The 24,951-nt window shown below is 59.9% G+C and carries 21 protein-coding genes; 16 read left to right on the forward strand and 5 right to left on the reverse strand.

The window, feature by feature from the left end:
- Positions 1-14: 14 nt before the first annotated feature.
- Both lolA and ftsK read right to left on the reverse strand, forming a co-directional pair.
- Positions 15-638 carry an outer membrane lipoprotein periplasmic chaperone LolA gene (lolA, locus tag JN756_RS19125; RefSeq protein WP_017848042.1) on the reverse strand — a complete coding sequence of 208 codons (624 nt, stop codon included), beginning with the start codon at positions 636-638 and terminating at the stop codon, positions 15-17.
- 54 nt (positions 639-692) lie between these two features.
- Complete coding sequence (gene ftsK, locus JN756_RS19130) at positions 693-3,098, reverse strand: DNA translocase FtsK (RefSeq protein WP_017848043.1); 2,406 nt, start codon at positions 3,096-3,098, stop codon at positions 693-695.
- Positions 3,099-3,594: 496 nt separating this feature from the next.
- On the opposite strand from ftsK, the gene aat reads away from it, so the two are divergent.
- From aat to infA, 3 genes are all read left to right on the forward strand, one after another.
- Positions 3,595-4,275, forward strand: coding sequence for a leucyl/phenylalanyl-tRNA--protein transferase (gene aat / locus JN756_RS19135; RefSeq protein ID WP_017848044.1), 681 nt, complete (start codon positions 3,595-3,597; stop codon positions 4,273-4,275).
- Between the two features lie 55 nt (positions 4,276-4,330).
- The gene (locus JN756_RS19140; RefSeq protein ID WP_201021177.1) at positions 4,331-5,038 is read left to right on the forward strand and encodes an arginyltransferase; all 708 of its coding nucleotides are present in this window, start codon (positions 4,331-4,333) and stop codon (positions 5,036-5,038) included.
- 100 nt (positions 5,039-5,138) lie between these two features.
- Positions 5,139-5,357: a translation initiation factor IF-1 gene (gene infA / locus JN756_RS19145; protein WP_002553999.1), complete on the forward strand. Its 219-nt coding sequence runs from the start codon at positions 5,139-5,141 to the stop codon at positions 5,355-5,357.
- A 185-nt stretch (positions 5,358-5,542) separates the two neighbouring features.
- Here infA and clpA read toward each other — a convergent pair whose 3' ends face one another.
- Together clpA and clpS are read right to left on the reverse strand one after the other, a co-directional pair.
- Positions 5,543-7,813 (reverse strand): ATP-dependent Clp protease ATP-binding subunit ClpA, encoded by a 2,271-nt coding sequence (gene clpA / locus JN756_RS19150; protein ID WP_017848046.1) that lies wholly within the window; start codon positions 7,811-7,813, stop codon positions 5,543-5,545.
- Between the two features lie 29 nt (positions 7,814-7,842).
- Entirely contained in the window at positions 7,843-8,211 is a 369-nt protein-coding gene (clpS, locus tag JN756_RS19155) for an ATP-dependent Clp protease adapter ClpS (protein WP_010567912.1), read from the reverse strand.
- 224 nt (positions 8,212-8,435) lie between these two features.
- On the opposite strand from clpS, the gene cspD reads away from it, so the two are divergent.
- A complete protein-coding gene (gene cspD, locus JN756_RS19160) occupies positions 8,436-8,714 on the forward strand; it encodes a cold shock domain-containing protein CspD (RefSeq protein WP_201021178.1) in 279 nt (92 codons plus the stop codon).
- A 79-nt stretch (positions 8,715-8,793) separates the two neighbouring features.
- Here cspD and icd read toward each other — a convergent pair whose 3' ends face one another.
- On the reverse strand, positions 8,794-10,050 hold the full coding sequence (gene icd, locus JN756_RS19165; protein WP_026140163.1) for an NADP-dependent isocitrate dehydrogenase: 1,257 nt from the start codon (positions 10,048-10,050) through the stop codon (positions 8,794-8,796).
- 505 nt (positions 10,051-10,555) lie between these two features.
- Here icd and JN756_RS19170 point away from each other — a divergent pair.
- The 12 genes from JN756_RS19170 to nuoC all read left to right on the forward strand — a co-directional run bounded on the left by JN756_RS19170 (position 10,556) and on the right by nuoC (position 24,950).
- On the forward strand, positions 10,556-12,781 hold the full coding sequence (locus JN756_RS19170) for an NADP-dependent isocitrate dehydrogenase (RefSeq protein ID WP_017848049.1): 2,226 nt from the start codon (positions 10,556-10,558) through the stop codon (positions 12,779-12,781).
- A gap of 154 nt (positions 12,782-12,935) precedes the next feature.
- The gene (locus JN756_RS19175) at positions 12,936-13,382 is read left to right on the forward strand and encodes an NUDIX hydrolase (protein ID WP_017848050.1); all 447 of its coding nucleotides are present in this window, start codon (positions 12,936-12,938) and stop codon (positions 13,380-13,382) included.
- 59 nt (positions 13,383-13,441) lie between these two features.
- Entirely contained in the window at positions 13,442-14,566 is a 1,125-nt protein-coding gene (mnmA, locus tag JN756_RS19180) for a tRNA 2-thiouridine(34) synthase MnmA (protein ID WP_079444191.1), read from the forward strand.
- Positions 14,563-15,186 carry a high frequency lysogenization protein HflD gene (gene hflD, locus JN756_RS19185; protein ID WP_201021179.1) on the forward strand — a complete coding sequence of 208 codons (624 nt, stop codon included), beginning with the start codon at positions 14,563-14,565 and terminating at the stop codon, positions 15,184-15,186. The genes mnmA and hflD overlap by 4 nt, the downstream gene beginning before the upstream one ends.
- Positions 15,187-15,311: 125 nt before the next feature.
- A complete protein-coding gene (gene purB / locus JN756_RS19190) occupies positions 15,312-16,682 on the forward strand; it encodes an adenylosuccinate lyase (protein ID WP_046382910.1) in 1,371 nt (456 codons plus the stop codon).
- An 84-nt stretch (positions 16,683-16,766) separates the two neighbouring features.
- On the forward strand, positions 16,767-17,936 hold the full coding sequence (locus JN756_RS19195; protein WP_017848054.1) for a ribosomal protein uL16 3-hydroxylase: 1,170 nt from the start codon (positions 16,767-16,769) through the stop codon (positions 17,934-17,936).
- Positions 17,929-18,351: a GNAT family N-acetyltransferase gene (locus JN756_RS19200; protein ID WP_017848055.1), complete on the forward strand. Its 423-nt coding sequence runs from the start codon at positions 17,929-17,931 to the stop codon at positions 18,349-18,351. Before JN756_RS19195 ends, JN756_RS19200 begins: the two co-directional genes overlap by 8 nt.
- A 425-nt stretch (positions 18,352-18,776) precedes the next feature.
- Positions 18,777-19,514 carry a secretin N-terminal domain-containing protein gene (locus JN756_RS19205; protein ID WP_017848056.1) on the forward strand — a complete coding sequence of 246 codons (738 nt, stop codon included), beginning with the start codon at positions 18,777-18,779 and terminating at the stop codon, positions 19,512-19,514.
- Between the two features lie 492 nt (positions 19,515-20,006).
- On the forward strand, positions 20,007-21,332 hold the full coding sequence (aceA, locus tag JN756_RS19210; RefSeq protein ID WP_024076175.1) for an isocitrate lyase: 1,326 nt from the start codon (positions 20,007-20,009) through the stop codon (positions 21,330-21,332).
- 662 nt (positions 21,333-21,994) lie between these two features.
- Positions 21,995-22,408 (forward strand): NADH-quinone oxidoreductase subunit A, encoded by a 414-nt coding sequence (locus JN756_RS19215; RefSeq protein WP_003219575.1) that lies wholly within the window; start codon positions 21,995-21,997, stop codon positions 22,406-22,408.
- Between the two features lie 10 nt (positions 22,409-22,418).
- Complete coding sequence (locus tag JN756_RS19220; protein ID WP_003219572.1) at positions 22,419-23,093, forward strand: NuoB/complex I 20 kDa subunit family protein; 675 nt, start codon at positions 22,419-22,421, stop codon at positions 23,091-23,093.
- Positions 23,094-23,165: 72 nt separating this feature from the next.
- Positions 23,166-24,950, forward strand: a complete 1,785-nt coding sequence (nuoC, locus tag JN756_RS19225; protein WP_017848058.1) for an NADH-quinone oxidoreductase subunit C/D — start codon at positions 23,166-23,168, stop codon at positions 24,948-24,950.
- Position 24,951: the final 1 nt, after the last annotated feature.

Consider the following 24,951-nt stretch of genomic DNA (forward strand, 5'->3'; position numbering starts at 1 on the left):
AACCTCTAGGCAGGTTATTCCTGGATCACGTCGGCACCCTTGGGGATGTCGAACTTGAACGTGGACGCGGGCACCGGCACGTTGGCCTTGACCCCGGTGAACAGGATATCGGTGCGCTGGCCGACGCTGTCGATCAGGCGCATGTTATTGATCACGCCGTTACCGAACGAAAGGTGCAGGCTGTCGAACAGCGTGTCCTTGGATTTCGGCTTGAGGGTGAATTCGATCACGTTGCTGGTTTGCTTGGAGGTGATCTCGAAGCTGTCGTTGATCTTCGACACATCGCCCGACAGCAACAGCGCCGGGGTCTGGTTCAAGCGCGGATCGAGCTTTTTGATGGTCGCCTGTTCCAGGTCCGGGTCCCACAGCGTGACTTTCTGGCCATCGGAAACGATGGTCTGCTCGGCCTTCCCTTCCGTGTGCCAGTAGAACAGCCCAGGGCGCTGCACGGCCATTTCACCGGCGGTTTCCTGCAACTGGGTGCCGCCGGCATCCAGGGTCAGCTGGGAGAAGCGCGCGGTCAGGGTCTTGGATTTGTCCAGCAGGTTGGTCAGGCTGGCGACGGAGGCCGGATCAGCGTGAGCCGAAACAGCAGTCAGGGCCAGTGCCGGCAACAACAGCATGCGGATAAGACGCATGGGAGTCCTCATTGAGTCGTTAGGGCGCGCCGCGTGCTGCCACGCGGCGCGTGATCAGTCGCGCATCTGCCCGGGGGCGATGACTTCGCGCGAGCCGTTGGTGTTCATTGCGGTGACGACGCCGGCATTTTCCATGGCTTCGATCATGCGGGCGGCGCGGTTGTAGCCGATTTTCAGCTTGCGCTGCACGGCGGAGATCGAGGCGCGACGGCTTTCCAACACGAAGGCCACCGCTTCGTCGTACAGCGCGTCGGTTTCGGCATCATCGTCGCCACCGCTGCTGCCGCCGTCGAAGCCGCTGCCGGCTTCTTCAACACCGGCGAGGATGTCGTCGTTGTATTCCGGCGCACCGCGCAGTTTCCAGGCTTCCACCACGCGATGCACTTCATCGTCGGAAACGAACGCGCCATGCACGCGAATCGGCAGGCTGGTGCCCGGCGGCATGTAGAGCATGTCACCGTGGCCCAGCAATTGTTCGGCGCCGCCCTGGTCGATGATGGTCCGCGAGTCGATCTTGCTCGACACCTGGAACGCCATGCGCGTCGGGATGTTGGCCTTGATCAGACCGGTGATCACATCCACCGACGGCCGCTGGGTCGCGAGGATCAAGTGGATACCGGCAGCACGCGCCTTCTGCGCGATACGTGCGATCAACTCTTCAACCTTCTTGCCGACGATCATCATCATGTCGGCAAATTCGTCGACCACCACGACGATGGTCGGCAACTTGGTCAGCAATGGCGCTTCGTCGTGGATGCTTTCGCGCTTGTACAGCGGGTCGGTCAGCGGCGTGCCGGCGTCCTGGGCTTCCTTGACCTTGGCATTGAAGCCCGACAGGTTGCGCACGCCCATCTTCGCCATCAGCTTGTAGCGCCGCTCCATCTCGGCAACGCTCCAGCGCAGGGCGTTGGCGGCGTCCTTCATGTCGGTGACCACCGGGCAGAGCAAGTGCGGAATGCCTTCGTAGATCGACAATTCGAGCATCTTCGGGTCGATCATGATCAGCTTGGCGTCTTCCGGGCCGGACTTGAACAGGATCGACAGGATCATCGCGTTGACCCCCACCGACTTACCCGAACCGGTGGTACCGGCCACGAGCAGGTGAGGCATTTTCGCCAGGTCGGTGATTACCGGCTTGCCGCCGATGTCATGGCCCAGGGCCAGGGTGACCGGCGATTTGAAGTTGTCGTATTCCGGGGTCGACAGCACCTCGGAGAAGCGCACGATCTGGCGGTCTTCGTTGGGAATCTCGATGCCCACGGTGGTTTTGCCGGGGATCACTTCCACCACGCGCACGCTGGTCACGGCCAGGGAGCGGGCGAGGTCTTTGGCCAGGTTGGAGATTCGGCTGACCTTGACCCCGGCCGCTGGCTGGATTTCGTAACGGGTAATCACCGGGCCAGGGTGGATCGAATCCACCGAGACTTCGACGCCGAATTCCTTGAGTTTGATTTCCAGCAGATGGCCGACGGCCGCCAGGGACTCCGGGGAATAGTTGAGTTGTTTCTTCTCGGCCGGGTCGAGAATCGAGATCGGCGGCAGCGTGCCTTCGACCGCGCTGTCGACAAACAACGGCGCCTGTTTTTCTTTCTGCACGCGATGGCTCGGTTCGGGAGCCTTGGGCGGTGCCGGGGCAATCACCGGCGGCACCTGTTTCTCGCGCTCCGACATGTGCTTGCTCAGGGCTTGTTCGCGTTCGATCAGGCGCTCCTTGACCTTGGCCTGTTCACGCCGGTCCGGCGTGCTCGGGGCCACGACCTCGTTGACGCGGGTGTCCACCTCGCGCAATTGGGCCACCATGCGCTTGCGCTCCACCCGGGCCGCCCACCAGCGGTTCGCGGCGCCCTGGAACAGCTCCAGCAGGTCGAGGGTGATTTTGCCGGTCACGTCCATCACCTTGAACCACGACAGGTCGGTGAACACGGTGAGGCCGAACAGGAACAGCGCGATAAACATCAGGGTGCTGCCCTGGATATTCAGGGTCTTGCGGGCCAGGTCGCCGAGGCTCTCACCCAGCGCGCCGCCAGCGCCCGCCGGCAGGCCGGTCGGCGCATGGAAATGGATATGCGCCAGCGCCGCGCCGGACAGCACCAGGAACACCAGGCCGATCAGGCGCCAGGAAAACAGCCAACCGCTCCACTGCCACGGCTCATGACGCTGGCGGAAGATCTGCCAGGTCTTGATCGCCAGCAGCAACGGGAAGATGTACGCGAAATAACCCAGCACCATGAACAGGATATCGGCGCTGTAGGAACCGGCAGGCCCACCGAAGTTCTGCACGTCATCGATCTTGCTGTTGTGGCTCCAGCCCGGATCGTCCTTGCCATAGGTGAGCAAGGCCATCATCAGGAACAGGCACAGCGCGCCGATGGCGATCAGCGCACCTTCCTTGAGCCGATAATGCAGGTGCTGACGCCAGGCCGGCACGACTGTTTTTTGTGTCGCGGTGGATTTCTTCAAAACGGGTCTTTTCCTGCGCCTTTAGCGCGTCCATCTGTTGAATGACTGCACACTGCCGCCCAATCCGAGCAGCCGAAAAATAAACGAACGCCGTTAAATCTACCTTTAACACCGAGCGATTGACGAGTGAAACGGCGATAACGCCAGAATGCCCGCATTGTACGGGTTTGTGTCCGCGATGCCACGCCCTTGCCCCTTGCGCGGCAGCCTGGACAATTCAAGTGTCACACACTGTTCAATTTGAGCATGCATTGTCTTTGCTGACAAAGGCTTATGCGCTGTTTTTAGCAATCCAGGCAAGCTTGGCAATTGGCCTGCATGGGGCAGCCCCGAATACGACCACGTCTCTGCGAGAGAGTTGCAGAAACACCCGCTCACGCTAATCCACAGCAATGCCCGATTCGGGCTGGCCCCCTGACGCCGGGTCGACAATAATCAACCCTCTGGGCAGGCCCGACGCCTGCCACTCCCCTCCCCTTCCGTAAGCCTGGATGCCATGCTGACCTGGTTACAACGCGACACCCTGACCTTCCCGCCGCTGGCCAAAGCCATGCGCGAACCCAATGGCCTGCTCGCCGCCGGTGGCGACCTGTCGGCCGAGCGACTGATCCAGGCCTATCGCCACGGCTGCTTTCCGTGGTTCTCGCAAGGCCAGCCGATTCTCTGGTGGTCACCGGACCCTCGCACGGTGATTTTCCCCGACGAACTGCACGTATCCCGCAGCCTGGGCAAATTATTGCGCCAGCAGCGCTATCGCGTGACCTTCGACCAGGACTTCGCTGCGGTCATCCAGGCCTGCGCCGCGCCTCGCGCCTATGCAGATGGCACCTGGATTACCGAAGGCATCCAGAGCGCCTACCAGGAGCTGCACGCACGGGGTTACGCGCACTCGGTCGAGGTCTGGGACAATGGCGAACTGGTGGGCGGCCTGTATGGGCTGGCGATGGGCCGGCTGTTTTTTGGCGAATCCATGTTCAGCCGCGCCGATAACGCCTCGAAGTTCGGCTTTGCCACGCTGACCCGGCAGCTGCAGGCATGGGGTTTTGTGCTGATCGACTGCCAGATGCCCAACGATCACTTGCACAGCCTGGGCGCCCGCGCCATACCGCGCAGCGAGTTCGCCGGCTTCCTGCGCGACTATCTGGACCAACCCAACGCTGGACCGTGGGTTTCCTAGGCGACTTCCTCGCACCTGGCTTACACTTATTTCAAAGCTTATCCGAGGGTTGATCATGACCGAGCTGGCGCGATTGAAGTTTTATGCCACTCAAGCCCACGCTTGCAGCTATCTGCCCGACGAGCAGGCCACCACGCTGTTCCTCGATCCCAGCCAGCCGATGGATGTGCATGTGTATGCCGACCTTTCGGAAATGGGCTTTCGGCGCAGCGGCGATCACCTGTACCGACCGCACTGCCAAAACTGCAATGCCTGCGTGCCGGCACGCATTCCCGTGGCGCAGTTTGTGCCGGACCGCAACCAGAAGCGCATCCTCAAGCGCAACGCCGACCTGACGGTCACGGCGGCCAACCCCAGGTTCAGCGAAGAATACTTCGATCTTTACCAGCGCTACATCGAACAACGCCACGCCGACGGCGACATGTTCCCACCCAGTCGCGACCAGTTTTCCACCTTCCTGGTGCGTGAACTGCCTTTCTCACGTTTCTACGAATTCCGACTCGACGGGCGCCTGCTGGCCGTCGCCGTGACCGATTTGCTGCCCAACGGCCTGTCGGCGGTGTACACCTTCTATGAACCCGACGAAGAGCGGCGCAGCCTGGGACGCTTCGCGATCCTCTGGCAAATCAGCGAAGCCCGGCGCTTGGAACTGGAGGCGGTGTACCTTGGATACTGGATCAAAAACTGCAAAAAGATGAACTACAAGACCCAATATCGGCCGATTGAACTGCTGATTAATCAAAGATGGGTCACGCTTAACTAGAACCTCTTGGCTTAAACACCCTTTTTCGGGCACAATGCACGCCGCTTTTGCCTGGCGCAGTTGCACCGGGCCATTCACTGGATACCGAGGGCTTTACTGCATGTCGAAAGAAGACAGCTTCGAAATGGAAGGCACTGTCGTCGACACCCTGCCCAACACCATGTTTCGTGTGGAGTTGGAAAATGGGCACGTCGTAACCGCGCATATCTCCGGCAAGATGCGCAAGAACTACATTCGTATTCTTACCGGTGACAAAGTGCGCGTCGAGCTGACGCCCTATGACTTGAGCAAAGGGCGCATCACTTACCGCGCCCGCTAATCAAGTCAATACAAGACGCCCGGTTATGCCGGGCGTTTTTGTGTGTATAGCATTTACCTGACACCCGAAACCCAATGCGGGAGGGGGCTTGTTCCCTCCCGCATTGGATCGCCATTGTTCTGGCAATTACATTTCAAGACAGCAAAAAGGCGCCTTTCGGCGCCTTTTGCGTAGCTGCAGAACGATTAGGCCATTTCGGCCGTGGTTTCGAACTCGAAGGTCAGCTCGCCGTCCTTCAGGTCGATATGCACCACGCCACCATGGTCGGAGAGCTCGCCGAACAGGATCTCTTCGGCCAATGGCCGCTTGATCTTGTCCTGGATCAGACGCGCCATCGGGCGAGCGCCCATTGCCGCGTCGTAACCACCTTCGGCCAGCCAATTGCGCGCCGCGTCCGTCACTTCCAGCTGCACGCGCTTGTCTTCCAACTGCGCTTGAAGCTCGGTGAGGAACTTGTCCACCACGTTTTTGATGACCTCATGGCTGAGGCGACCAAACTGGATAATGGTGTCCAGGCGGTTGCGGAACTCCGGCGTGAAGCTCTTCTTGATCACTTCCATCGCATCGGAAGAGTGATCCTGATGCGTAAAGCCGATCGACGCCCGCGCCGCAGTTTCAGCACCGGCGTTGGTGGTCATGATCACGATCACGTTGCGGAAATCCGCCTTGCGCCCGTTGTTGTCGGTCAGGGTGCCGTGGTCCATGACCTGCAGCAGCAGGTTGAAGACTTCCGGGTGAGCCTTCTCGATTTCATCGAGCAGCAATACGCAATGCGGTTGCTTGGTGATCGCCTCGGTCAACAGGCCGCCCTGATCAAAACCGACATAGCCCGGAGGCGCACCGATCAGGCGCGACACGGTGTGACGCTCCATGTATTCGGACATGTCGAACCGCACCAACTCAATGCCCATGGCCTTGGCCAACTGCCGAGCCGCTTCGGTCTTGCCGACGCCGGTCGGGCCGGCGAACAGGAACGAACCGACGGGCTTGTCCGGCGACTTGAGGCCCGCCCGCGACAACTTGATCGCAGTGGACAGCGAGTCGATGGCCGCATCCTGACCAAACACGGTGAGCTTGAGGTCGCGCTCCAGGTTACGCAGCAGCTCTTTGTCGGAGGTGGTGACGTGTTTTGGCGGAATCCGCGCGATCTTGGCCACGATATCCTCGACCTGAGCCACGTCGATGCGCTTCACACGCTTCTCGACCGGCTGCAGACGCTGATAGGCACCCGCCTCGTCGATCACGTCGATGGCCTTGTCCGGCATGTGCCGATCGTTGATGTAGCGCGACGCCAGCTCGGCAGCGGCCCGCAACGCTTCATCGGTGTACTCGATGCCATGGTGCGCTTCGAAACGCCCCTTGAGCCCACGCAGGATGCCGATGGTGTCTTCAACCGAAGGCTCGGACACGTCGACTTTCTGGAAGCGACGCGCCAGGGCACGGTCTTTCTCGAAGATCCCGCGGAATTCCTGGAACGTGGTCGAGCCGATGCAGCGGATATCACCCGACGACAACAATGGCTTGAGCAGGTTGGAAGCATCCATCACACCACCGGAGGCCGCACCGGCCCCAATGATCGTGTGGATTTCATCGATGAACAGGATCGCCTGCGGGCGTTTTTTCAGCTCGCCGAGCAGCGCCTTGAAGCGCTTCTCGAAATCGCCGCGGTACTTGGTCCCGGCGAGCAACGCGCCGAGGTCAAGGGAGTAGACGACGCTGCTGGCCAGCAAGTCCGGCACCTGGTTGTCGACGATACGCTTGGCCAGGCCTTCGGCAATCGCGGTTTTACCCACGCCCGCCTCGCCCACCAGCAACGGGTTGTTCTTGCGACGACGTGCGAGGATCTGCGCCACGCGCTCAACTTCAGCCTCGCGCCCCACCAGCGGATCGATCCGCCCCTGGCGCGCCAGCTCATTGAGATTGCTGGCATAGGCATCCAATGGGTTGCCCGAAGAAGAAGACTCACCGCCCTCGTCGTCCTGCATTTCCTGCTCACCCTCGGAATGATCGCCGTGCCCAGGCACTTTGGAGATACCGTGGGCGATGTAGTTGACGACATCGATACGGGCAACGCTCTGCTGCTTGAGCAGGAACACTGCCTGGCTTTCCTGTTCGCTGAAGATGGCGACAAGCACATTGGCGCCCGTGACTTCACGCTTACCGGAGCTCTGTACGTGGAAAACAGCACGCTGCAATACCCGCTGAAAGCCCAGGGTCGGCTGGGTTTCACGGTCCTCGTCATGCACGGGGATCAGTGGCGTCGTGGAGTCGATGAACTCCTGCAGGTCATGCTTGAGTTTGTCGAGGTTGGCGCCGCACGCACGCAAAACGGTGGCGGCAGCTTCGTTATCCAAAAGTGCCAGCAGCAGGTGCTCGACGGTCATGAATTCATGACGCTTCGAACGGGCCTCTTTGAAGGCAAGATTGAGGGTGACTTCGAGCTCGCGGTTTAACATAGCTTCACCTCATACCCAAGTGGTCGGCGTTAACCGTCCTTCTCGATTTCACAGAGTAGCGGATGCTGGCTTTCCCTGGCGTACTGGTTGACCTGCATGGCCTTTGTCTCGGCGATGTCGCGGGTAAACACTCCACATACTGCCCGTCCTTCTGTGTGAACGGCCAGCATTACCTTGGTCGCCAACTCGCGGTTCAGGTTAAAAAACACCTCGAGTACTTCGACCACGAAATCCATCGGTGTGTAGTCATCGTTGAACAAAACCACCTTGTACATCGGCGGCGCCTGTAGAGCAGGCTTGGCCTCCTGAACAGCAATGCCTGCAGAACCGTCGTCATCGTGCTCGTGATCCGGTCGATCCTGATTGAATGTTAGTCGAATCTGGCTGATTGCATGCATGGAAAGAAAGGTTCGTCAGTGGTTCAAATACAGTGGTGGGGGCGACCTGTCAGAATTTCAACTCCGACCGTTCGGTCACCTTGACTATCGGCAAATCGGTGTTACAACCAATAGAACCCACAGTGGGTAAAAAAGGTCCGCGCAGTCAACCTTATTTATTCGGGTTAGGACGGATAAACTGGATGATACTCCAGTGATGGAGTCTGGTGCAGAGGGATATGGGTATGTCTGGCGTCAAGATCAGTGGCAAGGTCAAATGGTTCAACAATGCCAAGGGTTACGGCTTCATTAATGAAGAAGGTAAGACCGAGGACCTTTTTGCGCATTATTCAGCGATCCATATGGATGGCTACAAAACGCTGAAAGCGGGCCAAGCTGTGAGCTTTGAGATCATTCAAGGACCGAAAGGGCTGCACGCCGTGAACATCTGTGCAAGCACGATCACTACACCTGCAAAACCCGTTGTATCCGCCGCTCAAAAAGAAAAGAAGCTAACGGCCTGATTCACTGCCAAGCGAGAAGCATGCAAATAAAAAACGGCCACCCAACCCATTGGAGTGGCCGTTTTTTATGCCTGCGTGTTTACATGTGCGAGATCAGCGCATCGCCAAAGCCCGACGACGACACCAACTTCGCGCCCTCCATCAGGCGCTCGAAGTCATAGGTCACGGTCTTGGCCGAGATAGCGCCATTGGTGCCCTTGATGATCAGATCGGCCGCTTCGGTCCAGCCCATGTGGCGCAGCATCATTTCCGCCGACAGGATCAGCGAACCCGGGTTGACCTGGTCCTTACCGGCATATTTCGGCGCGGTACCGTGGGTGGCTTCAAACATTGCCACGGTGTCGGACAGGTTGGCGCCCGGCGCAATGCCGATACCACCGACTTCCGCCGCCAGGGCGTCAGACAGGTAATCACCGTTGAGGTTGAGGGTCGCGATCACATCATATTCAGCCGGACGCAGCAGGATCTGCTGCAGCATGGCATCGGCAATCGCATCCTTGACCACGACATTCTTGCCGGTCTTCGGGTTCTTGAACTGCATCCACGGCCCGCCATCGAGCAGGGTTGCGCCGAATTCTTCAGCCGCCACTTCGTAGGCCCATTCCTTGAAGGCACCTTCGGTGAACTTCATGATGTTGCCTTTGTGTACGATGGTCAGCGACTCGCGGTCGTTATCCACGACATATTGCAGGGCCTTGCGCGCCAGGCGCTTGGTGCCCTCTTTGGACACCGGCTTGATGCCGATACCGCAATCCTGGTCGAAGCGGATCTTGGTGACGCCCATTTCCTCCTTGAGGAACTTGATCACTTTGATCGCTTCCGGCGAACCGGCTTTCCACTCGATCCCGGCGTAAATATCTTCGGAGTTTTCACGGAAGATGGTCATATCCACGTCGCCAGGCTTTTTGACCGGGCTCGGCACGCCTTCGAACCAGCGCACCGGGCGCAGGCACACATACAGGTCGAGTTGTTGGCGCAGGGCCACGTTCAACGAACGGATGCCACCACCGACCGGCGTGGTCAGCGGGCCTTTGATGGAGACTACGTAATCGCGCACCGCGTCCAGGGTTTCCTGGGGCAGCCAGGTGTCCTGGTCATAGACTTGGGTTGCCTTCTCACCGGCGTAAACTTCCATCCACGAAATCTTGCGCTTGCCGCCGTAAGCTTTTTCAACAGCGGCGTCGACCACCTTGATCATCACTGGGCTGATGTCGACACCGATACCGTCACCTTCGATATAAGGGATGATCGGTTGGTCAGGAACATTGAGAGAATGGTCTGCATTGACGGTGATTTTGTCGCCGACTGCCGGAACCTGAATCTTCTTGTATCCCATGCTGAACTCCATCTATGGATTGAACATCTGGCTGCGTTCGAGCCTACTCCAGATAAATGACGACTTAAACCTCACACCACGCTCATTTGCATCGAAAACAGCATATTTAGTCGCCTACAAGCTTGAAAGCAAAGGGAAAAGCGCCAATCTTGAGCACATCATGCGACTTTAGGCGCAACTTGGTCCCTGCGACCTTTAGACCAATGGACGACCCACCTTTTGTATGAAGGCTCGGCGTAAGCATAGCGACCTATGTATAATGCCGCCGCTGACCAAAGAGTCACGACGGCCGACCGCCTGCTTCTTCAATAGAAAGCAGCGCCCAGCGCCAGAAAAGCCGGACTAAACAATAGTCCACCCGCTTGACGCTCGACTGATGCAACCCAACATCACCGCGAAGAAACCTCGACCTTTCGCTCATGGATGACTTTGAACGAACGCGCTCTACCCGGCGCATCTCGAGTTTCTGCGCACGCTTTCAGCAAAGAAGAGAGTTAATCCGAATATGCCCACCCGCTCGAAGATCATCTACACCTTCACCGACGAAGCACCAGCCCTCGCCACCTATTCACTGCTGCCTATCGTAGAGGCCTTCACCGCTTCCGCTGATATTGCCGTGGAAACCCGCGACATCTCCCTCGCCGGGCGCATCCTCGCAAGCTTCCCCGAGCAACTGGGCACCAAAGCCGTCCCGGACCACCTCGCCGAACTGGGCGCCCTGGCCGTTACGCCTGAAGCCAACATCATCAAGCTGCCTAACATCAGCGCCTCGACGCCTCAACTGCAGGCGGCGATCAAAGAACTGCAAGCCAAGGGCTACGCCCTGCCGGACTACCCGGAAACCGTAACCACCGACGCGGAAAAAGAAACCCGTGCACGTTACGACAAGATCAAGGGCAGCGCCGTGAACCCGGTACTGCGCGAAGGCAACTCCGACCGCCGCGCACCGCTGTCGGTCAAGAACTACGCACGCAAGCACCCGCACAAGATGGGCGCCTGGGCTGCCGACTCCAAGTCCCACGTCGCTTACATGAGCCACGGCGACTTCTACGGCAGCGAAAAAGCCGTACAGATCGAGGCAGCCGACGCGGTCAAAATCGAACTGATCGCTAAAGACGGCACCGCGACCGTACTGAAGGAAAAGACTTCCGTACAAGCTGGCGAAATCATCGACAGCTCCGTGCTGAGCAAGAACGCCCTGCGCAGCTTCATCGCCGCTGAAATCGAAGACGCCAAGAAACAAGGCGTACTGCTGTCGGTTCACCTGAAAGCCACCATGATGAAGGTCTCCGACCCGATCATGTTCGGCCAGATCGTTGCCGAGTTCTATAAAGACGCCCTGACCAAGCACGCCGCCGTGCTGGAGCAGATCGGCTTCAACCTGAACAACGGCATCGGCGACCTGTACGCTCGCATCAAGGCCCTGCCGGCCGAGCAGCAAGCGCAGATCGAAGCCGATATCCAGGCGGTCTACGCCGCTCGCCCTTCCTTGGCGATGGTCAACTCCGACAAAGGCATCACCAACCTGCACGTGCCGAGCGACGTGATCGTCGACGCCTCGATGCCGGCCATGATCCGTGACTCCGGCAAAATGTGGGGCACCGACGGCCAGCTGCACGACACCAAGGCCGTGATCCCAGATCGCTGCTACGCCACCATCTACCAAGCCGTCATCGAAGACTGCAAGGCCAATGGCGCGTTCGATCCGACCACCATGGGCAGCGTGCCAAACGTTGGTCTGATGGCACAGAAAGCCGAAGAGTACGGCTCTCACGACAAGACCTTCCAGGTCAAGGCTGACGGCGTCGTCCGCGTTACCGACAGCAAGGGCAACCTGCTGATGGAACAGGCCGTCGAAGCCGGCGACATCTTCCGCATGTGCCAGGCCAAAGACGCGCCGATCCAGGACTGGGTCAAACTCGCCGTCAACCGCGCCCGCGCCAGCAACACCCCGGCCATCTTCTGGCTGGACCCACAGCGCGCCCATGACGGTGCGGTGATCGAGAAAGTCCAGACCTACCTGAAAGACCACAACACCGACGGCCTGGACATCCGCATCATGTCGCCGGTCGACGCGATGAAGTTCACCCTGGAGCGCACCCGCAAGGGCCTGGACACCATCTCGGTGACCGGTAACGTACTGCGCGACTACCTGACCGACCTGTTCCCAATCATGGAACTGGGCACCAGCGCCAAGATGCTGTCGATCGTGCCGCTGATGAACGGTGGCGGTCTGTTCGAAACCGGCGCTGGCGGTTCGGCACCCAAGCACGTGCAGCAACTGCTGGAAGAAAACTTCCTGCGTTGGGATTCCCTGGGCGAGTTCCTGGCCCTGGCCGCATCGCTTGAGCATTTGGGCGTGACTTACAACAACCCGAAAGCCCTGGTGCTGTCCAAGACCCTGGACCAGGCCACCGGCCAGTTCCTCGACAACAACAAGTCGCCATCGCGCAAAGTCGGCAACATCGACAACCGCGGCAGCCACTTCTACCTGGCGCTGTACTGGGCCCAAGCCCTGGCCGCACAGACCGAAGACACCGCGCTGCAAGCGCAATTCGGCGAACTGGCCAAGACCCTCGCCGCGAACGAGGCAACCATCGTTGCCGAGCTCAACGCCGTACAGGGCAAGCCAGTGGACATCGGCGGCTACTACGCGCCGAACCCGGAGCTGACCAGCAAAGTCATGCGCCCGAGCAACACCCTCAACGCGGCAATTGCCAAGCTGAAGTAAGGTTGTAAGGATGCAAACAAACCCCGGCCCCGTGCCGGGGTTTGTGTTTCCAGCGAATAAACCGGATTCAAATGTGGGAGGGAGCTTGCCCCCTCCCACACCGACTGCAATCCTGCCTGAAGACCGCACCGCACTCAGAATCGAGAGGCATCCAATGACCTGGCAACCCCACATCACCGTCGCCACCATCGTCGAAGACAACGGCCGCTTCCTGATGGTCGAAGAACTCAAGGGCGGCCGCGCCGTGCTCAACCAGCCCGCCGGCCACCTCGACCCGCACGAAACCCTGACCGAAGCCGCCGTGCGTGAAACCCTCGAAGAAACCGGCTGGGACGTCGAAGCCACCGGCATCGTCGGCATCTACCTGTACACCGCGCCGAGCAACGGCGTGACCTACCAGAGGGTCTGCTTCACCGCCAAGGCGCTGAAACACCGCCCGGACTATCAACTTGACGACGGCATCGTGCGCGCCCGCTGGCTGAGCCGTGACGAGCTGATGGGCCTGCGCGACGCCTGGCGCAGTGAGCTGATCATCCGGTGTATCGATGATTATCTGGCCGGCTTTCGCCACAGTCTCGAATTGATCCGACCTTCTCTTTAGCCTTGAAGGCTTGGGCCTGTTAGAATCGCGTCCTTTTTCAAGACACCCGTTGAAACCCTATGCGTGATCCAGCCCCTTCTGACACACAAAAGAAGCGCGTCATCGTCGGCATGTCCGGCGGCGTGGATTCTTCCGTTTCCGCCGTTCTGCTCATGGAGCAGGGTTATGAGGTGGAAGGCCTGTTCATGAAGAACTGGGAAGAAGACGATGGAACGGAATATTGCACCGCCATGGACGACCTGGCGGATGCCCAGGCCGTGTGCGACAAGATCGGCATCAAGCTGCACACCGCCAACTTCGCCGCCGAGTACTGGGACAACGTGTTCGAGCACTTCCTGGCCGAATACAAGGCAGGCCGCACGCCGAACCCGGACATCCTGTGCAACCGCGAGATCAAGTTCAAGGCGTTCCTCGACTACGCCATGATGCTCGGCGCCGACCTGATTGCCACCGGCCACTACGTGCGCCGTCGTGACATCGACGGGCGCACCGAACTACTCAAGGGCCTGGACCCCAACAAGGACCAGAGCTACTTCCTGCACGCCGTTGGCGGCGAACAGATCGCCAAGACCCTGTTCCCGGTCGGCGAACTGGAAAAGCCCGAAGTGCGCCGGATCGCCGAGCAGCACGACCTGGCCACCGCCAAGAAGAAGGATTCCACCGGGATCTGCTTTATCGGCGAGCGCCGCTTCAGCGACTTCCTCAAGCAATACCTGCCAGCGCAACCGGGCGAGATCAAAACCACCGAAGGCGAGGTCATCGGCCGCCATCACGGCCTGATGTACCACACCATCGGCCAGCGCCAGGGCCTGGGCATCGGCGGCTTGAAAGACGCCGGCGACGAGCCCTGGTACGTGCTGGTCAAGGACCTGGAGCACAACGAACTGATCGTCGGCCAGGGCAATGACCACCCATGGCTGTTCTCCCGCGCACTGCTCGCTTCGGATATCTACTGGGTCAACCCGGTGGACCTGAGCGCGCCGCGCCGCCTGACCGCCAAGGTGCGCTATCGTCAGAGCGACCAGCCCTGCACCCTGGAAAAAACCGCCGACGGTTACCGCGCCACTTTCGATGACCCGCAGCGCGCGGTCACGCCTGGCCAGTCCGTGGTGTTCTACGATGGCGAGGTGTGCCTGGGGGGCGGCGTGATTGAAGTCGCCGAACCCTGGAGCAACCCGGCATGAGCCCGACCCAGGAGCAATTGACCGCGCTCGGCGGGGTCTTCCTCGCCGCCGTGCTGGTGGACAAGATCGCCAAGACCGGCCAGGTTACCGAGGCCGGCCTGACCTGCATGCTCGGCAGCCTGCTGGTTCGCGACCCCAAGGACACCCTGGAAGTCTATGGCGGTGACGACCTGGCGCTGCGTGAAGGCTACCGCGCACTGGTCGGCGCACTGGAGCGCGACCCGAGCACCTTGCAGCGCGAACCGCTGCGCTACGCCCTGTCGATGCTCGGCCTCGAGCGCCAACTGGCCAAGCGTGACGACCTGCTGGAGATCATCGGCAAGCGCCTGCCGCAGATCCAGTCCCAGGTTGAACACTTCGGCCCGGCCCACGAAAACGTCATCGCCGCCTGCGGCGCGCTGTATCAGGACACCTTGAGCACATTGCGCCAGCGCATCCAGGTGCATGGCGACATGCGCAACCTGCAACAACCGAACAACGCCTCGAAGATCCGCGCCCTGCTTCTGGCCGGTATCCGCTCGGCGCGGTTGTGGCGCCAGTTGGGCGGTCATCGTTGGCAGTTGGTCATCAGCCGTCGCAAATTGCTCAAAGAGCTTTACCCGTTGATGCGCAACGAATAAGTCGCAGCCACGGGCTATTTTCAAGCCGTTACGCGTAATACGCCGGTCAGTTGGCAACGGACCGGCGGATTTTTTCATGTATGATACGCGCCCCATTTCGTTGCCCGACTGTCCGAGAACACCCCATGCAGCTCTCTTCGCTCACTGCGGTTTCCCCTGTTGACGGCCGCTACGCCGGCAAGACCCAGGCCCTGCGCCCGATTTTCAGTGAATACGGCCTGATCCGTGCCCGCGTACTGGTTGAAGTGCGCTGGCTCCAGCGCCTGGCCGCTCACCCTGCCATCAGTGAAGTGCCGGCGTTCTCCGCCGAAGCCAACGCGGTATTGAACACCCTGGCGGAAAACTTCTCTCTGGAGCACGCCGAGCGTGTCAAAGAGATCGAGCGCACCACCAACCACGACGTCAAAGCCATCGAATACCTGCTCAAAGAGCAAGCGGCCAAGCTGCCGGAACTGGCCAACGTCAGCGAATTCATCCACTTCGCCTGCACCAGCGAGGACATCAACAACCTGTCCCACGCCCTGATGCTGCGCGAAGGCCGTGATGAGGTGATGCTGCCGCTGATGCGCCAGACCGCCGAAGCCATCCGCGAACTGGCGATCCGCTTCGCCGCTGTGCCGATGCTGTCGCGCACCCACGGTCAACCGGCCTCGCCGACCACCCTGGGCAAAGAACTGGCCAACGTGGTGTATCGCCTGGAGCGCCAGATCGCTCAAGTGGCGGCCGTCCCGCTGCTGGGCAAGATCAACGGCGCCGTGGGCAACTACAACGCCCACCTGTCGGCCTATCCGGAGATCGACTGGGAAGCCAACGCCCGCGCCTTCATCGAAGACGAACTGGGCCTGGGCTTCAACCCGTACACCACGCAGATCGAACCGCACGACTACATCGCCGAGCTGTTCGACGCGATTGCGCGCTTCAACACCATCCTGATCGACTTCGACCGTGACGTCTGGGGCTACATCTCCCTGGGCTACTTCAAACAGCGCACCATTGCCGGCGAAATCGGTTCGTCGACCATGCCGCACAAGGTCAACCCGATCGACTTCGAAAACTCCGAAGGCAACCTCGGCATCGCCAACGCCCTGTTCCAGCACCTAGCCAGCAAGTTGCCGATCTCCCGCTGGCAGCGCGACCTGACCGACTCCACCGTACTGCGCAACCTCGGCGTGGGCTTTGCCCACAGCGTGATCGCCTACGAAGCCAGCCTCAAAGGCATCAGCAAGCTGGAACTCAACGAGCAGAAAATCGCCGCTGACCTGGATGCATGCTGGGAAGTTCTGGCCGAACCGATCCAGACCGTGATGCGCCGCTACAACATCGAAAACCCGTATGAGAAGCTCAAAGAGTTGACGCGCGGCAAAGGCATCAGCCCTGAAGCACTGCAAACTTTCATCGACGGCCTGGACATGCCCGCCGCTGCCAAGGCCGAGCTGAAACTGCTCACCCCGGCCAACTACATCGGCAACGCCGTGGCCCAAGCCAAACGCATCTGATCATCGCAAGCCCCTTTGAGACGCCCGGCCGCGCCGGGCGTTTTTATTCCAGTCTGAAAAGTGCTTTTTTTCAATAGGTTACACATGAATCCTGATATCCCTCTTCAACTTCTGGGCGGCATCACGGCACGGGAATTCCTGCGCGACTACTGGCAGAAAAAACCGCTGCTGATCCGTCAGGCCATTCCTGATTTCGAAAGCCCGATCGACGCCGATGAACTGGCCGGCCTGGCCCTGGAAGAAGAAGTCGAGTCGCGCCTGGTGATCGAACACGGCGAGCGTCCGTGGGAACTGCGCCGCGGCCCGTTCGCCGAAGACACCTTCAGCACCCTGCCCGAGCGCGAGTGGACCCTGCTGGTGCAGGCGGTCGACCAGTTCGTGCCGGAAGTCGCCGAACTGCTCGAACAGTTCCGCTTCCTGCCCAGCTGGCGCATCGACGACGTGATGATCAGCTTCGCCGCGCCCGGCGGCAGCGTGGGTCCGCACTTCGATAACTACGACGTGTTCCTGCTGCAAGCCCATGGCAAGCGCAACTGGAAGATCGGCCAGATGTGCAGCTCTGACAGCCCGATGCTGCAACACGCCGACCTGCGCATCCTCGCCGAATTCGAAGAGATCGCCGAATGGGTGCTGGAACCAGGCGACATGCTCTACCTGCCGCCACGCCTGGCCCACTATGGCATTGCCGAAGATGACTGCATGACCTACTCGGTCGGCTTCCGCGCGCCAAGCGCCGCCGAAGTACTGACCCACTTCACCGACTTCCTCAGCCAGTACCTGACCGACGAAGAGCGTTACACCGACGCCGACATCCAACCGGCCAGCGATCCACACCAGATCCAGAGCGATGCCCTCGACCGCCTCAAGAGCCTGCTGGCCGAGCACATGAGCGACGAGCGCATGCTGCTGACCTGGTTCGGCCAGTTCATGACCGAGCCGCGCTACCCGGAACTGGTCGCCGGCCCGGAAGAGCTGCTGGAAGAAGACGTGGTCGGCAGCCTGGAAGATGGCGGCGTATTGATCCGCAACCCAAGCGCGCGCATGGCCTGGTCCGAAGTCGACGACGACCTGCTGCTGTTCGCCAGCGGCCAGAGCCGTTACCTGCCGGGCAAGCTGCGCGAACTGCTGAAAATGATCTGCGCAGCCGACGCCCTGCACATCGACAACCTGAGCGAATGGCTGGCGGACGACGATGCCCGCGACCTGCTGTGCGAGCTGGTCAAGCAGGGAAGCCTGGGGTTTGCCGATGAATAAGATTCACGTCAATGTCGCGAACTGGCATAAGGATATCGCCGAGATTCGGCGCATTCGTGAAGCGGTATTTATCGCCGAACAATCGGTCCCACCCGAACTGGAATGGGACGCAGACGACGCGGACGCCGTGCATTTCCTCGCGTTCGAGGGCGACTTTCCGATTGGCACCGCGCGCCTGCTGCCCAGCGGCGAGATCGGCCGCGTGTCGGTCCTCAAGGATTGGCGCGGGCTTAAAGTCGGCGACAAGCTGATGGAAGCCGTGATTGGCGAAGCCGAGAAGCGCGGCCAGAATAAACAGTTCCTCAGTGCGCAGGTTTATGCCGCGCCGTTCTATGAGCGACTGGGCTTCAAGATCGTCAGCGAGGAATTCCTTGAAGTCGGGATTCCGCACGTCGATATGGTGCGCGAGGGCTGATCCGGGACCGCGTCGTTGCTATCGGGGGCAAGCCCCCTCCCACATTTTGACCGAGAGCATCCCTTGGAATGCCGTCAAGTGTGGGAGGGGGCTTGCCCCTCCCACATTTTGACCGAGAGCGTCCCTTGAAATGCCGTCAAGTGTGGGAGGGGGCTTGCCCCTCCCACATTTTGACCGAGAGCGTCCCTTGGAATGCCGTCAAGTGTGGGAGGGGGCTTGCCCCTCCCACATTTTGACCGAGAGCGCCCCTTGGAATGCCGTCAAGTGTGGGAGGGGGCTTGCCCCCGATAGCATTACCAACAGCACCCCAAAACACCCTGCCATCCACCGATGCCAGGGTGTTTTGCCGTCTACGATTCAACTTGCGACCCGCCAGGCCGACAAACTGGCACTATCAAGCCTTATGACTCGCAGAGATAACGGACATGTCCCTACGCACCCTGCTCACCGCCCTCCTCCTGACCGCCAGCTTCACAGCGGCGGCCGACACCGAAGTCGTCAATTTGAGCCACCGCACCAGCGCCGACCTGCTGCCCGTGGCGCAGAACTTCCTCGGCAAGGACGGCACCGTCAGCGCCTACGGCAATCAACTGATCGTCAATGCCGACCCCGTCAGGATCCAGGACCTGCGCACCCTGCTCTCGCAACTGGACATACCGGCCAAGCGCCTGCTGATCACCGTCGACACCAACGAAAACAACCAGCAAAGCAGCGGCGACAGCCAGACCCGCATCATCAGCTACGGCACCGCCAGCCGCGACGGCGGCATCCAGCAGATCCAGGCCAGTGAAGGCGTGCCCGCACTGATCCAGGTAGGCCAGAGCGTGCCACTGACCACCACCCAGCCCGATGCCTACGGCCGCCCGCAGAACCAGACCCAATACCGCAACGTCACCCAGGGGTTCTACGTGACCGCTAGCGTGACCGGCGACACCGTACACCTGGCGATCAGCACCAACCGTGACCGCATGAGCCAGGAGCGTCCCGATGTAGTGAACGTGCAAAGCACCGACACAACCGTCAGCGGCCGCCTGGGCGAGTGGATTCCGCTGGCCGGCATCAATCGCGAAACCCAGGCCGACAAATCCTCTACGACCCGCACTTACGCTACCCAGGGCCGCGACGACCTGACTTTACGGGTTAAAGTCGACACCTTGAACTGAAGCACCGATAACTGACTGATGAGTCGTATAAGACTAAAGATGTAGTGCCTGAAAAAAAGCACTACAAAACATTTGACGATCCAAAAAAGCATGGGCATGATGGCCTCGCTCCCGCTAATCAGAGGCCCTGGCAAGGGCCTTCGGATCGTCGCTCTAAGCTACCCAACTGAGCCGATTCGTGTCTGTACCGCCCACAAGGTGTGTTTGACGAGGTTGCGACTGGAACGAAGTTGTCCCGAGGGACGGAAGCTAACCAGGTAACCCGGCTACACACTGATGAATCGCCCCAAGGCCCACGACGCCCGAAGACCGTTCGCAGTTCGCCCCTACCTGCCCTACTCCCCCCTCGTCATTCGTTCATCCCGTCGCTTCCCCGCCAGACTTGACTTGAACACCTGTGCTTCTGGTCAGCGAGCAGCCAAGCCCACGCACTGTATACGTGGCTGGCAAACGGAATTTTCCACCCAGACCTATGCGACGAGGTTTATCTCCATGGCACTGACACGCGAACAGCAAATTGCAGCCCTTGAAAAAGACTGGGCTGAAAACCCACGCTGGAAAGGCGTGACCCGCGCTTATTCCGCTGCTGACGTCGTCCGCCTGCGTGGCTCGGTTCAACCTGAGCACACTTTTGCAAAACTCGGCGCCGAGAAGCTGTGGAACCTGGTCACCCAGGGCGCCAAGCCATCCTTCCGTCCCGACAAAGATTTCGTCAACTGCATGGGCGCCCTGACCGGTGGCCAGGCAGTCCAACAGGTAAAAGCCGGTATCCAGGCGATCTACCTGTCCGGCTGGCAAGTGGCAGCGGACAACAACTCCGCTGAATCCATGTACCCCGACCAATCGCTGTACCCGGTGGACTCCGTACCGACCGTGGTCAAGCGCATCAACAACTCGTTCCGTCGCGCCGACCAGATCCAGTGGAAAGCCGGTAAAGGCCCAGGCGACGAAGGCTACATCGACTACTTCGCGCCGATCGTGGCTGACGCCGAAGCCGGTTTCGGCGGCGTACTGAACGCCTACGAGCTGATGAAGAGCATGATCGAAGCAGGCGCCGCCGGCGTTCACTTCGAAGACCAACTGGCCTCGGTGAAGAAATGCGGCCACATGGGCGGCAAGGTACTGGTACCGACCCAGGAAGCTGTACAGAAGCTGACCGCTGCCCGTCTGGCGGCTGACGTTGCCGGCACACCGACCATCATCCTGGCCCGTACCGACGCCAACGCTGCCGACTTGCTGACTTCGGACTGCGACCCGTATGACCAACCGTTCGTCACTGGCGAACGTACCCAGGAAGGCTTCTACAAAGTGCGCGCCGGTCTCGACCAGGCCATCGCTCGCGGCCTGGCCTATGCGCCTTACGCCGACCTGATCTGGTGCGAAACCGCCAAGCCGGACCTGGCAGAAGCCCGTCGTTTCGCCGAAGCGATCAAAAAGGAATACCCGGACCAACTGCTGTCCTACAACTGCTCGCCTTCCTTCAACTGGAAGAAAAACCTGGACGACGCGACCATCGCCAAGTTCCAGCGCGAACTGTCCGCCATGGGCTACAAGCACCAGTTCATCACCCTGGCCGGCATTCACAACATGTGGCACAGCATGTTCAACCTGGCGCACGACTACGCCCGCAACGACATGACCGCCTACGTGAAACTGCAGGAGCAGGAATTCGCTGACGCCGCCAAGGGTTACACCTTCGTGGCTCACCAGCAGGAAGTGGGCACCGGCTACTTCGACGACATGACCACCGTGATCCAGGGCGGCACCTCGTCCGTGACCGCGCTGACCGGTTCGACCGAAGAAGAACAGTTCCACTGAGTGACTGAGCAAACGGCCATTGCGGCCCCGGTAAACAGCTAACCGCAATGCCGCACGACCTGACGCCCCGACTGGTTCGGGGCGTTTTTTTGCCCGAAGAAAATCCCCCCCTGACACCACAAAGATCAAACATGTGGGAGGAGGCTTGCCCCCCCCGATTACGGTGTGCCAGTCAATACCTCTGCTGCTGATCCACCGCCATCGGGGGCAAGCCCCCTCCCACATTGAGGAATGGGCCAACCAGAAGAATTTGTGTGAAACATTGATCCAAAGCGGTATTTGGTTCAGATAAATCAGTTAAAAGATGCGCTCCGGCAACTAGCGGTAATCAAGCAAGTAACGACAACTTCCTGCACCACACCGCAACCACCCGCTTAACGCCCACCCAAATAACATTCATTATCATTTGGACCATGAAAGCGTCGTTACAGGTTAAACAAAACATATTTGATAAAAAGCCCGCTAATGCCCGTAACTCAAGGGCTGCAGCCCTACGGAGGCGTACTATGTGCTTATTCCACCGAATAATTTCGCTATATGAATTTTACTTGCCCGGTGTTTAGCCATAAAATCACCGCGATTGATTGCGCTGCGACATATCGTCACTGCATTGTTACTTTTTCGAGCTCAGAGACCTTTGCTCTCTGCTAAGGATTACCAGCATGACCGAAGCGACAGGACTCATGGCCCACAACTGGGGCTTTGCCATTTTCCTCCTCGGTGTTGTCGGCCTCTGTGCCTTCATGCTCGGCGTCTCCAGCCTACTCGGGTCAAAAGCCTGGGGCCGCAGCAAAAACGAACCGTTCGAGTCCGGCATGCTGCCCACAGGTGGCGCCCGCTTGCGGCTCTCAGCCAAATTCTATCTGGTCGCGATGCTCTTCGTGATCTTCGATATCGAAGCCCTCTTTCTCTTTGCCTGGTCTGTGTCTGTCCGCGAAAGCGGCTGGACCGGATTCGTCGAAGCCCTCGTTTTCATAGCAATTCTGTTGGCAGGCCTTGTCTACCTATTTCGAGTGGGCGCCCTTGATTGGGCTCCGGAAGCTCGTCGCAAGCGGCAAGCGAAGCTGAAACAATGAGGCTTTGGCGATGCAATACAATCTCACCAGGATCGACCCGGATGCTCCTAACGAGCAGTACCCCATCGGCGAACGGGAAACCGTTTCCGATCCGTTAGAAGACCAAGTCCACAAAAACATCTACATGGGCAAGCTGGAAGACGTGCTGAGCGGCGCGGTCAACTGGGGGCGTAAAAACTCCCTGTGGCCGTACAACTTCGGTCTGTCCTGCTGCTACGTGGAAATGACCACCGCCTTCACGGCGCCCCACGACATCGCGCGCTTCGGCGCCGAAGTGATCCGGGCCTCGCCGCGTCAGGCGGATTTCATGGTTATCGCCGGTACCTGCTTTATCAAGATGGCGCCGATCATTCAGCGTCTCTACGAGCAAATGCTCGAGCCGAAGTGGGTTATCTCCATGGGTTCGTGCGCCAACTCCGGTGGCATGTACGACATCTACTCCGTTGTTCAGGGGGTGGACAAGTTCCTGCCCGTGGACGTCTACGTGCCTGGCTGCCCGCCCCGCCCCGAAGCATTTCTGCAAGGCTTGATGCTGTTGCAGGAATCGATTGGCAAGGAGCGTCGCCCACTTTCCTGGGTTGTCGGAGATCAAGGCGTTTACCGCGCCGAGATGCCGTCACAAAAGGAACAGCGCCGCGAACAGCGTATTCAGGTCACCAACCTGCGCAGCCCCGACGAAGTCTGATCCAGAGCCGCTTCTTTTATAGAACGAAAACCTGGCTTCATTCTTTACGTTGACCGAAAGCGATAAAAAACCATGACTACAGGCAGTGCTCTGTACATCCCGCCTTATAAGGCAGACGACCAGGATGTGGTCGTCGAACTCAATAACCGTTTTGGCCCTGACGCCTTCACCGCCCAGGCCACACGTACCGGCATGCCGGTGCTGTGGGTGGCGCGCGCCAAGCTCGTCGAAGTCCTGACCTTCCTGCGCAACCTGCCCAAGCCGTACGTCATGCTCTATGACCTGCATGGCGTGGACGAGCGTCTGCGCACCAAGCGCCAAGGGCTGCCGAGCGGCGTCGACTTCACCGTGTTCTATCACCTGCTGTCGATCGAACGTAACAGCGACGTGATGATCAAGGTCGCCCTCTCCGAAAGCGACCTGAGCGTGCCGACCGTCACCGGCATCTGGCCCAACGCCAGCTGGTACGAGCGTGAAGTCTGGGACATGTTCGGTATCGACTTCCCGGGCCACCCGCACCTGTCGCGCATCATGATGCCGCCGACCTGGGAAGGTCACCCGCTGCGCAAGGACTACCCTGCCCGCGCCACCGAATTCGACCCGTTCAGCCTGACCCTGGCCAAACAGCAACTGGAAGAAGAAGCCGCACGCTTCCGTCCGGAAGACTGGGGCATGAAGCGTTCCGGCACCAACGAGGACTATATGTTCCTCAACCTGGGCCCGAACCACCCTTCGGCGCACGGTGCCTTCCGTATCATCCTGCAGTTGGACGGCGAAGAAATCGTCGACTGCGTGCCGGACATCGGCTACCACCACCGTGGTGCCGAGAAGATGGCCGAACGCCAGTCCTGGCACAGCTTCATCCCGTACACCGACCGTATCGACTACCTCGGCGGCGTGATGAACAACCTGCCTTACGTGCTCTCGGTCGAGAAGCTGGCCGGCATCAAGGTGCCCGACCGCGTCGACACCATCCGCGTCATGATGGCCGAGTTCTTCCGGATCACCAGCCACCTGCTGTTCCTGGGGACCTACATCCAGGACGTCGGCGCCATGACTCCGGTGTTCTTCACCTTCACCGACCGTCAGCGCGCCTACAAAGTCATCGAAGCCATCACCGGTTTCCGCCTGCACCCGGCCTGGTACCGCATCGGCGGTGTGGCCCACGACCTGCCGCGCGGCTGGGAAAAACTGGTCAAGGAATTCGTCGACTGGCTGCCCAAGCGTCTCGACGAATACACCAAGGCCGCCCTGGACAACAGCATCCTCAAGGGTCGGACCATCGGCGTCGCCGCCTACAACACCAAAGAGGCCCTGGAATGGGGCGTCACCGGTGCCGGCCTGCGTTCCACCGGTTGCGATTTCGACCTGCGCAAGGCCCGTCCGTACTCCGGCTACGAGAACTTCGAATTCGAAGTACCGCTGGCTGCGAACGGCGATGCCTATGACCGCTGCATGGTCCGCGTCGAAGAGATGCGCCAGAGCATCAAGATCATCGACCAGTGCCTGCGCAACATGCCGGCCGGCCCGTACAAGGCGGATCACCCGCTGACCACGCCGCCGCCGAAAGAGCGCACGCTGCAGCACATCGAAACCCTGATCACGCACTTCCTGCAAGTTTCGTGGGGCCCGGTGATGCCGGCCAACGAATCCTTCCAGATGATCGAAGCGACCAAGGGTATCAACAGTTATTACCTGACGAGCGATGGCGGCACCATGAGCTACCGCACCCGGATTCGTACTCCAAGCTTCCCGCACTTGCAGCAGATCCCTTCGGTGATCAAAGGCGAGATGGTCGCGGACTTGATTGCGTACCTGGGTAGTATCGATTTCGTTATGGCCGACGTGGACCGCTAAG

The organism is Pseudomonas sp. Y39-6, from assembly GCF_023651955.1.
In the GTDB taxonomy this organism is placed as follows: Bacteria; Pseudomonadota; Gammaproteobacteria; order Pseudomonadales; family Pseudomonadaceae; genus Aquipseudomonas; species Aquipseudomonas veronii.